The organism is Glycomyces salinus, from assembly GCF_016428645.1.
Classification (GTDB): Bacteria; Actinomycetota; Actinomycetes; order Mycobacteriales; family Micromonosporaceae; genus Glycomyces; species Glycomyces salinus.
In genome coordinates this window covers 25,143-34,643 of the sequence record NZ_JAELXW010000092.1, presented here as the reverse complement: position 1 = coordinate 34,643, position 9,501 = coordinate 25,143, and the positions used below count along the sequence as shown (strand labels likewise).

Genomic DNA, 9,501 nt, shown 5'->3' with positions numbered 1-9,501 from the left:
CCCGCACCCGGCCGACCATCCCCGACAAGCCACCCACACCATTCCGTCGCCGCCAGATCGAACCCCAACACCCACTCGGCGGAACAGCCAGCCACCGACCCCGACCATCCCCTAGCTCTCCCGTCGACGCCCGACCGAACCCCACCCCACCCGGCCCGCACGACAGCCACCGACTCCGACTCCGACTCCGACGCAATACCCCGCGTACCGTCGCCGAATCAGAACATTGATCCCTCTCGGACGCAATGCCGCGGAGGAGAGTCCCGGACTCTCCTCCGCGGCATTGCATTCAGATCAGGATCGGCCGTAACTCGGCCAGACCGACCAGTTCATAGCCGGCCTCGTCGACCGCCTCGCGGACGTCGTCGGTCGCCAGTTCGGCCCCGCTGGTGACGGTGACCCGGCCCGACTCCACCGAGACGTCGACGCCCTCGACGCCGGGCAGGCCCGACACCTCCTCGGTCACCGCGCTCGCGCAGTGGCCGCAGGTCATGCCCTTGACGAGATAGGTGGTCTGCATGTTCGCTCCATTCGGTTCTCGGATCAGGTCCTGAGCAGCCTCGCGACCGCGTCGGTGGCCTCCTTGACCTTCGCTTCGGCCTCGGCGGCGTCGCCCTGGACCTGCGCCTCGGCGACGCAGTGCGCGAGGTGTCCTTCGAGGAGGTTGAGCGCCACGGCCTGCAGTCCCTTGGTCGAGGCCGAGACCTGGGTGAGGATGTCGATGCAGTATTCGTCGTCCTCCACCATGCGCTGCAGGCCCCGGATCTGGCCCTCGATGCGGCGCAGGCGGCGTTGGATCGCGGCTTTGTCGCCGTGGTACCAGTAGGTCTTCTCCGGCCCGGCCCCGTGGGCCGACTCGTGGCTCGCCATGGTGTCCTTACCTCCGCAACCGAGTCTATACCCCCTCGGGGTATGACCGCAACCGTTCGTCATTCCCGTTGAGCCGCCCGTAGTATTCCGTGCCATTCCGAGGGAAATTCTCCCCCCGCCCTTGTCATCCCGCCACGAGCGCTCTAACGTGAAGCCGTCGCACGGAAACTCGTGTCACACCCCGTGGCCACTGTGCGACACCGCCGAATCGTGAAGCCTGCGAACCGAACCGGTCCAGCGCGGAGCGAACCGGGGAACCAGGGCGATCGGCTCGCCGCGGCAGCGACGGACTCGATCGGGGTGAATCCCGCCTCAGGGCGGGTAGGGCGAATCTTCTTCCCGCCCGAATCCGTCAGCTAACCCGGTAGGCGGCACTAGGAAGGAGCGCATCACTGGTGCGTACCCGGCATCTCGTGGCCGCATTCACGGCAGCCGTGCTGCTGCCCGCGTCTTCGGCCGTGCTGACCTCGAGCCAGGCCGCCGCGGAACCGACCCCGGAAGAGGTCGAGGCCGACATCCAAGAGCGCAACTCCGAGCTCGAGGCGGTCATCGAGGACTACAACGCCGCCAATGAGGAGCTGGACGACGCCGAGAGCCTCATCGCCGACATCGAGGCCGAGCTCCCCGAGCTGGAGGAGACGGTCGCCGAGAGCACCGAGCGGATCGCCGACATCGTCAGCACCGCCTACATCGGAGGCGACCTCGAGATGGTCAACTCCGTCCTGGGCGGCGACCCCGCCGACTTCGCCGACCGGCTGATGTACCTCCAGAACCTGTCCGAGGCCGAGACCGCCGAGCTCGAGGAGCACATCGAGCGCGCCGAGGAGCTCCGGACCCGCAAAGAGGAGCTGGAGTCCCTCCGCGAGGACGCCGACGACATCCTGGCCGACCTGGAGGACCAGCAGGAGGAGATCGAGGGCGAGATCGACGAGCTGGAGGTCCTGCTCGACGAGGTCACCCCCGACCCGCCGGCGAACACGCCGAGCTACTCCGGCGGCTCCGAGGTCGTCCAGTTCGCCTACGACCAGCTCGGCGACCCGTACGAGTACGGGGCCGAGGGGCCCGACTCCTGGGACTGCTCGGGCCTGGTGCAAGGCGCGTGGGCCCAGGTCGGGGCTTCGCTGTCGCACAACGTCGAGATGCAGTGGAACGAGACCGCGCGGATCTCGCGCGACGAGCTCCAGCCCGGCGACATCGTGTTCTACGACGGGCTGGGCCACGACGCGATCTACATCGGAGACGGCCAGATCATCCACGCCCCGCGCACCGGGGACGTGGTCCGCATCGCGGACATGGACACAATGACCATTCAAGGCTACGGCCGCCCTTAGGGCGCGGCCCCAATACTCCCCGGCGTCGGCGCGGGCGCTCCCGTTGCTGACCCGCTGTTGACCCGCATCACGCAAGCGCCGCCGCCGGGGACCACGACCATCCTAGATACAGCGGCTCGAAATCGCTCGGGCCGCCCTCCGTCGAACGGTGCATGACAGCGGATGCGGGGCTACCTGCCGGCCCCGCATCCGCTCCTCGGCCGGTGCGTGCCTACTCGGCCGGGTGCTCGGTGAACTCCACGTCCGACCGCTTGCGGGCGCCGGTGCCGCCGGCCTGCCAGGGCCGGGGGCCCTCCAGGGGCCGGTAGGCCACGCCGAGGGCGTCCAGGCGCTCCAGGTGCGGGACCAGCCGGTCCATCACCGGCGAGGCCCGGCGGGCCTCCGGTGCGGCCCAGGCGACGTCGGCGAAGACGGCCAGCCGCGGGAAGGCGGCGTACTCGACGTCGGCCGGGCGCGGCAGGTACTCCGACCACAGCTGGCACTGGGCGCCCAGCACCGCGGACTCCTCGACCCCCGGCGGGACCGGGTCCCAGCCGGCGACCTTCTCGGCGGTGATCAGGCCGTGGATGCGCAGCGGCTCGCCGGGGTCGGTGCTCTCGTAGTGGTCGAAGTAGACGTACGGCTCAGGGATGGCGATGACCTCGTGTCCGGCCTCGGCGGCCTTCTTGATGTAGGCCTCGTTGCGCCACACCGAGATCACGGTCTCGCCGGGGGCGCCGCCGTCGAGGACCTCGTCCCAGCCGATCGCGCGCCGCCCCAGGGAGGCGACGTGCTCGGTCAGGGCGCGGGTGAACCAGGCCTGGACGCCGCGGACCTCGGCGATGCCCTCGCGCTCCATCAGCGCCGCGGCCGTAGGCGAGGACTCCCACTGGGTCGTGGGCACCTCGTCGCCGCCGATGTGGATGAACGGGGAGTCGAAGACCTCGGCGACGGTGTCGAGGACCTCGCGGGCGAAGGCGAGGGACTCCTCGGTCGGCTCGAGGACCTCCTCGAAGACCCCGAAGGTGGTCGCCACCGGCCGGTTCTGCCCGGCCCCCAGCTCGGGGTAGGCCGCCAGGACCGAGCGGGTGTGGCCGGGGAGGTTGATCTCGGGGACCACGTTGATGTGCCGGGCGCGGGCGTAGGCGACGATCTCGCGCAGGTCGTCCAGGGTGTAGTAGCCGCCGTGGGGGGTGCCGTCGTACACCGCGTCCTCGCGGGCGTGGCCGACGACGGTCTCGGCGCGCCAGGCGGCGACCTCGGCCAGCCTCGGCCGGGAGGGGATCTCGACGCGCCAGCCCTGGTCGTCGGTCAGGTGCAGGTGGACGGTGTTGAGGCGGTGCAGCCAGGCCCGGTCTATCATGCGCAGCACGAAGTCCTTGGCCTGGAAGTGGCGGGCCACGTCGATCATGACTCCGCGCCACCGCAGCCGCGGCTCGTCCTCGATCGAGACCAGCGGCAGGACGGCCCCGGCGCCGGGGGCCGCGCGCAGGGAGCCGGGCGGCAGCAGCTGGCGCAGCGTCGCGATCCCGCGGGAGATGCCGGCGGGGTGGGCGGCGACCAGGTCGACCCCGCCGGGGGCGACCTCGAGCCGGTAGGCCTCGGCGGCGGTGGTGTCCGCCTCGGGCCGCCGGCCCTCCAGGCGCAGGCGCAGGGCGGGGCCCTCGAAGGCGTCGGCCACCGCCAGGCGCAGCCCGGTGCCGGAGGCCAGCAGGTCGGACAGGAGCCAGGCCGGACCGGTGGTCTCGGGGTCGGCGGCGACGATGGCACCCAGGGAGGCGAGGTCGAGCTCGCCGTCGGCGGGGGTGAGGCGGCTGGGCTGAGGGATCAGCGAGATGCGCTGCATGCGGGGCTCCTGCGTGTCGGAAACAGGGGGTACATAATTAGTTCAGTTTATTTATAATATAGGTAAGCGAAGCGGGCGGCCAGTCCGAGTGAGCACCCGAACGCTGACCGCCCGCTTTCGTCCCCGCCGCTACCTGACGATCGGCAGCTGCTGCGTCTGGTCGATGTCGGCGGGCTCGCGCTGCTTGTTGATCGGCACCCGGGGCGGGTCCGACTCGAACGACGCCTCCGAGGAGTCCTCGTCCCCGCTGGCCAGGCCCAACTGGCGACGCAGGTCGGTGAGGTTCGACTCGGCGCTGTCGCGCTGCCGGGTCAGCGTCTCGACCTCCTCGGCCAGCGGCTGCACCAGCTCGGCGGCCCGCTCCTCGGCGTCGCGCCGCAGCCGCTTGGCCTCCGTCCGCGACTCGGTGCCGATCGACTCGGCCTGCTCCCCCGCCCGCTGCAGGGCGTCCTTGGCCTGCTGGTCGGCCTCCTCACGGCGCTCGATGGCCCGGTTCTCGGCCGTGCGCACCCGCTCCTCGGCCAGCGCCAGGCGCTCCTCGGCCTCGGAGACGATCCGCTGGGCGGTGGCCATGGCCTGCTGGTGCCGGTCGGCCTCCTCCCGCTGGGCCCGCTCCCGGCGGTCGGCCTCGGCCAGGGTGAGCTCCTGGGTCATCTTCTTGCGGTGCTCGGCGGCCTCGGACAGCAGCCGGGAGGCCGCCGACCGCTGCTCGTCGGACTCCCGGGCGGCCATCGCCCGCACCTCGGTGACCTCGCGCTCGGCCGTGGCCCGCAGGACCGCGATCTCGCGCTCGGCCTGGCTGCGGGTCTTCTCGACTTCCGAGCGCGCCTGGCTCAGCTGCGTCTGGGTCTCGCGCTGGGCGTCGGTCACGGCCAGGTCGTGGGTGCGCCGGGCGTTCTCGCGCAGCTCGGTGGTCTCGGCCACGGCCCGGGCCCGGATCTCGGCCACGTCCTGCTCACTGGTGGCGGTGACCTCTGAGGACTCGGTGTGGGCGCCGCGCATCATCGAGTCGGCCTCGGCGCGGGCCTCGGCCAGGATCGCCGCCTGCTGCCTGCCGGCCTCCTCGCGCTGGACGGCGGCGTCCTGCTCGGCGGCGCGCAGGATCTTCTCCACCCGGGCGCCGAGCCCGGCGAGCGTGGGCTGCTCGGCCTCGGCGATCTGGGCGGCTCGGTCGGACACGCGCCGCTCGAGGGCGGCGATGCGTTCCTCGGTGCGGCGCAGGTGCCCCTCGGTGGTCTCCAGGGCTGATCGGGCATCGGCGAACTGCTGTTCGCTGCTCTTGATGTTCTGATAGAGCCGGGAGGTGAACTCGTCGACCTGATGGCGGTCGTAACCGCGCATGCTGACGGCGAATTCCGGTCCGGTCTCCTCGAAGAATTTCGACATGATCTTCCAGAGTTGACGTAATCACAGGAAACGGATTAATGAGCCATCATCACCCTGGAAGCGGTGGTTTCGGCGGCTAACACGCCCGGGGGACGTGTCGCGTCTCCCGGCGTCTAGACGTCGGCCCGGGGCAGCGGCGTCTGGACGAGCTCGGGCGCCCGGCCGCGCCGAGCCAGGAGGGCGCGCCCGGGCGGGAGCTGCCTGCTGGCGGTGCCGTTGACCAGGCGTCCTTCGAGGCGGTCGCCGGAGAACAGCAGGCCGGGGCAGGACATGTCGACCAGGCCGCGCAGCAGCGGCTCGTACACCGCGCGGCTGGAGCCGCCGGTGCGGCGGGCGACGATCAGGTGCAGGCCGAGGTCCCTGCCCTGCGGGAGCAGTTCGGTCAGCGGCCCGAGCGGGTTGCCGTTCGGGCCGGCGACCAGGTCGTAGTCGTCGACGACCACGAAGACCTCCTTGCCCTGCCACCAGTCGCGTTCGCGCAGTTGAGCAGGGGTGACTTCGGGCCCGGGGAGGCGTTCACGCAGGGCCGCGGCGAGCTCGGCGGCGTTCTGGGCGGCGTGCGCGGCGGAGGTGCAGTAGGTGATGAGGTGGTCGGGCCCGACGGCTTCCAGGTGGGCGCGCCGGTAGTCGATCAGCGCGACGCCGACCTCGTCCGCGGGGCGGCGGGTGATCTGGTGCAGGATCGAGCGCAGGGCGGTGCTCTTCCCGGTCTGCGTGTCGCCGAAAACGACCAGGTGCGGGTCGGCGTCGAAGTCGAGGCGGACCGGGCCGAGGTCGGTCTCGGACAGGCCGAGGACGGGCGCGCTCGCGTACGGGTCGCCGGGGACCGGCTCGGCCAGGTCCGGGACGAGCGTGTCGAGCCGGACGGTCGAGGGCAGGGTCCTGACCGCGGGCACGCCTGGTCCGGGCCAGCGGCGGCGGACGCGGCGGGCCAGGTCGGCCGAGGCGGCGGCGAGGTCGTCGGTGCCGGTGCCGCCGTCGATACGCGGCAGCGCGACGTGCCCGTAATGCTCGGTGGCCAGGACGACGCGGCCGGGGACGTCCTTGGGGATGGCCTCGACGAGCTTGCGGTCGATCCCCGAGTCGAAGGCGTCGGCCAGGCGCAGTTCGATGCGGCCGGTGAAGGAGGAGGCGAGCCGGGCGCGGATCTGGTTCGAGTTGACGGCGGTCAGGACGGTGTGGACGCCGAGCGCGGGGCCGCGCCCGGCGATCTCCATCATCACGTCGAAGGCGTTGTCGTCGGCCTCGGTGAGGGCGCCCCAGCCGTCGACGGCGAGCAGGACGTCGCCGGGGATGCCGACCTCGCCGTTCTCGCCGGCGCGGCGCAGCCCGGCCACGGAGTCGATGCGGTGGCGCCGCATCTCGGCTTCGCGGACGTCCAGGAGGGACCGCACTTCGGCGAGGGTGCGCGCGACCAGTTCGGGGTCGGCGCGCCCGGCGACGACGGCGACGTGCGGCAGTTCGGCCAGCGGGCCGAGGGCGCCGCCGCCGTAGTCGACGACGTAGCAGGCGACGGCCGCGGGCGGGTAGCGGAGCGCGAGGCTGGAGACGAGGGTGCGCACCAGCGTCGACTTGCCGGTGGTGGGGGCGCCGTAGAGGGCCAGGTTCGCGTCGGCGCCCGACAGGGCCCATTCGAGCGGGCCCTGGTACTGGCCGCGGGGGTCGTCGTAGAGGCCGAGGACGGCGGTGACCTCGCCGTCGCGGTCGGGCCGGTCGAGGGCCCCGGGCACGGCGTCGAGCGGCAGGGCCTCGGGCAGCGGCGGGAGCCAGACGGGGCGGGGCGGTTCGACGTCGGCCGCCGACAGGGAGTCGACCAGGGCGCGCAGGACGCTGCGGCCGCCTTCGGCCTCGGTCTCGGTTCGGGCGTCGGCGGGGACGAGGTCGGCCAGGAACGCGGGCGCGGCCGGCGGGGGCCACTCGAGCACTGGCAGCCGCTGCGGCTCCTCGTCGCGCGGCGGTACGTAGGGCCCGGAGACCATGGCGGCCTTGAACCTGGTGAAGATCGTGGTGTCCACTTTGAGGTACCCGGAGCCGGGCTCGGGCGGGAGCCGGTAGGCGTCGGAGACGCCGATGGCCTCGCGGCTCTCCGATTCGGAGAAGGTGCGCAGCCCGATGCGGTAGGACAGGTGCGACTCCAAGCCCCGCAGGTGCTGGGCCTCGAGCCGCTGGGTGGCCAGGAGCAGGTGGACGCCGATGGACCGGCCGATGCGGCCGACGGCCACGAACAGCTCGGAGAAGTCGGGCTTGGCCGTCAGCAGTTCGGAGAACTCGTCGATGATGACCAGGAGGTGGGGCAGCGGTTCGAGTCCGGGGTCCTGGGCGCGCAGCGAGGCGTAGGCGTGCACGTTGGGGAGGTTCCCGGCGTCCTTGAGCAGCTGCTGGCGGCGGGTCATCTCGCCGTAGAGGGCCTCGGCGAAGCGGTCGACGAGGCTGAGGTCGTCGGCCAGGTTGGTGATCGACCCGGCCGTGTGGGGCAGGGCGTCGCAGTCGGCGAAGGTGGCCCCGCCCTTGAAGTCGGCCGTCAGCAGCGCCAGGCGCTCGGGCGGGTGGCGCACGGCCAGGGCGGCGACGAGGGTGCGCAGGGCCTCGGACTTGCCCGAGCCGGTGGCGCCGACGATGAGCCCGTGGGGGCCCATGCCGCCGAGCGCCGACTCCTTGAGGTCGAGTTCGACGACGCGGCCGTCGGCGTCGACGGCGAAGGGGACGCGCAGCAGCTCGGATTCGTCGCCGGTCTTCCATGTCGAACGCCAGTCGACGTCGGCCGGGTCGGCGACGCCGAGGATGTCGGCGAGCCCGTGGACGCCTCCGAGCGCGTGGGCGGTGTGGTCGGCGGCGAGCCGGTAGGGGGCCAGGGCGCGGCCGATCGCGGCCAGGTCGGCTTCGTCGATGCGGTCGCGGCGGCCCGTGCGGGACTCCTCGCGGAGCCCGCCGTCGGCGCGGTCGATGCGGGTGAGGGTGATCCGGTCGCCGTCGACGGTGAGGCGGGCGTCGGTGTGCTCGGGTTCCTGCCGCTGCTCGGCGACGAGGGTGACGATGTGGACGCCGAGGTCGGCGGCAGAGGCGCCGCCGAGGAGGTCGGGCAGGGACACCTGGTGCTCGCCGTCGATGACGACCAGGAGGCGGCGGGTGCCGGGGCCGGGCCTGGCGCCGCGGCGGCGGCGCAGTTCGGCGCTTCGCCGGGCCAGGTCGCCGGCGAGCCGGTCGGCGAGTTCGGCGGTGGTGGGGCAGATCAGCGGCGCGGGCAGTTCGTCGGCGAGGCCGTCGGCGAGCAGGTGGGGCAGCCAGCGCAGGCCGTGCCAGCGCTGCGCCACGCGCGGGGCGGCGACGACGGCGAGGTCGAGGTCTTCGGGTGCGACCAGGGCGGCGAGCTGGGCGAGGACGGTGAAGGCGGTCTCGCGGGCCGGTTCGTAGTCGCCGACGACCGACAGCTGCCCGATCTCGCCGAGCGGCACGGTCAGGGGCTGGTCGGCCAGGACCGCGTAGCGGTCGACCAGTTCTTCCGCGCCCGAGTGGCAGACCGGGTCGTAGGCGGCCAGGGGGTTGTCCTCGTCCAGGCGCAGCGAGAGGGTCCGCTCGAGCGGGAGTTCGGCGGTGCCGCACCTGACGGTGAGGAGGTCGGCGTCCGAAGCCCGCCGCTCCCAGCGCCGGGCCGGATCGCAGGCGAGGTCGAGCAGCAGGTCGGGGTGGGGGTGGCGGAGCGCGGCGCGGGTGCGCTGGGCGGCGACGGCCTCGCGGACGGCGCGGCGGGCGTCCTCGAGGTAGTCGAGGTAGCGCTCGCGTTCCTGCCGGAGCTTGCGCCGGGGGCCCGAGCGCATGGCGACGAACAGGACCACGCCCATCGCGATGGAGGCCACGAGCATGAGCAGCCCGGCGGTGGCGTACAGCGGCCGGTGCAGGTTCGACAGGGTCATGACGATCGCGCCCGAACCGGACATGACCGGCATGAGCAGCATGGGCGCGCCCATCGTGGGCGGCAGGGCGTCGCCGAGGACCGGCGGGGTCGCGAGCGTCAGCGGCTCGGCCGAGACCTCGGGGAGGGGCCGGCGGGCGGGCCGGTGGATCACCTCGGTGCCCATGCGCGTCCTTCCT

The 9,501-nt window shown here is 72.7% G+C and carries 6 protein-coding genes and 1 riboswitch; of the genes, 1 reads left to right on the top strand and 5 read right to left on the bottom strand.

Annotated features, from left to right (window positions below):
• Positions 1-289: 289 nt before the first annotated feature.
• Positions 290-520, bottom strand: coding sequence for a heavy-metal-associated domain-containing protein (locus JFB92_RS20085; protein WP_199042906.1), 231 nt, complete (start codon positions 518-520; stop codon positions 290-292).
• A 23-nt stretch (positions 521-543) separates the two neighbouring features.
• Positions 544-870: a metal-sensitive transcriptional regulator gene (locus JFB92_RS26325; RefSeq protein WP_199042904.1), complete on the bottom strand. Its 327-nt coding sequence runs from the start codon at positions 868-870 to the stop codon at positions 544-546.
• Positions 871-1,061: 191 nt separating this feature from the next.
• A riboswitch (cyclic di-AMP (ydaO/yuaA leader) is annotated at positions 1,062-1,257 on the top strand.
• An 8-nt stretch (positions 1,258-1,265) separates the two neighbouring features.
• Here JFB92_RS26325 and JFB92_RS26715 point away from each other — a divergent pair.
• Positions 1,266-2,201 carry a C40 family peptidase gene (locus tag JFB92_RS26715; RefSeq protein WP_199042902.1) on the top strand — a complete coding sequence of 312 codons (936 nt, stop codon included), beginning with the start codon at positions 1,266-1,268 and terminating at the stop codon, positions 2,199-2,201.
• Positions 2,202-2,412: 211 nt separating this feature from the next.
• Here JFB92_RS26715 and JFB92_RS20070 read toward each other — a convergent pair whose 3' ends face one another.
• The 3 genes from JFB92_RS20070 to eccCa form a co-directional block, all read right to left on the bottom strand.
• Entirely contained in the window at positions 2,413-4,026 is a 1,614-nt protein-coding gene (locus JFB92_RS20070) for a beta-N-acetylhexosaminidase (RefSeq protein WP_199042900.1), read from the bottom strand.
• Between the two features lie 129 nt (positions 4,027-4,155).
• On the bottom strand, positions 4,156-5,412 hold the full coding sequence (locus JFB92_RS20065; protein WP_199042898.1) for a coiled-coil domain-containing protein: 1,257 nt from the start codon (positions 5,410-5,412) through the stop codon (positions 4,156-4,158).
• A 113-nt stretch (positions 5,413-5,525) separates the two neighbouring features.
• Complete coding sequence (gene eccCa / locus JFB92_RS20060; RefSeq protein ID WP_199042896.1) at positions 5,526-9,488, bottom strand: type VII secretion protein EccCa; 3,963 nt, start codon at positions 9,486-9,488, stop codon at positions 5,526-5,528.
• Positions 9,489-9,501 lie beyond the last annotated feature (13 nt).

Coding starts and splice junctions, on each gene's coding strand:
- JFB92_RS20085 (WP_199042906.1), bottom strand. CDS start 520: ATGCAGACCACCTATCTCGTCAAGGGCATGACCTGCGGCCACTGCGCG.
- JFB92_RS26325 (WP_199042904.1), bottom strand. CDS start 870: ATGGCGAGCCACGAGTCGGCCCACGGGGCCGGGCCGGAGAAGACCTAC.
- JFB92_RS20070 (WP_199042900.1), bottom strand. CDS start 4,026: ATGCAGCGCATCTCGCTGATCCCTCAGCCCAGCCGCCTCACCCCCGCC.
- JFB92_RS20065 (WP_199042898.1), bottom strand. CDS start 5,412: ATGTCGAAATTCTTCGAGGAGACCGGACCGGAATTCGCCGTCAGCATG.
- eccCa (WP_199042896.1), bottom strand. CDS start 9,488: ATGGGCACCGAGGTGATCCACCGGCCCGCCCGCCGGCCCCTCCCCGAG.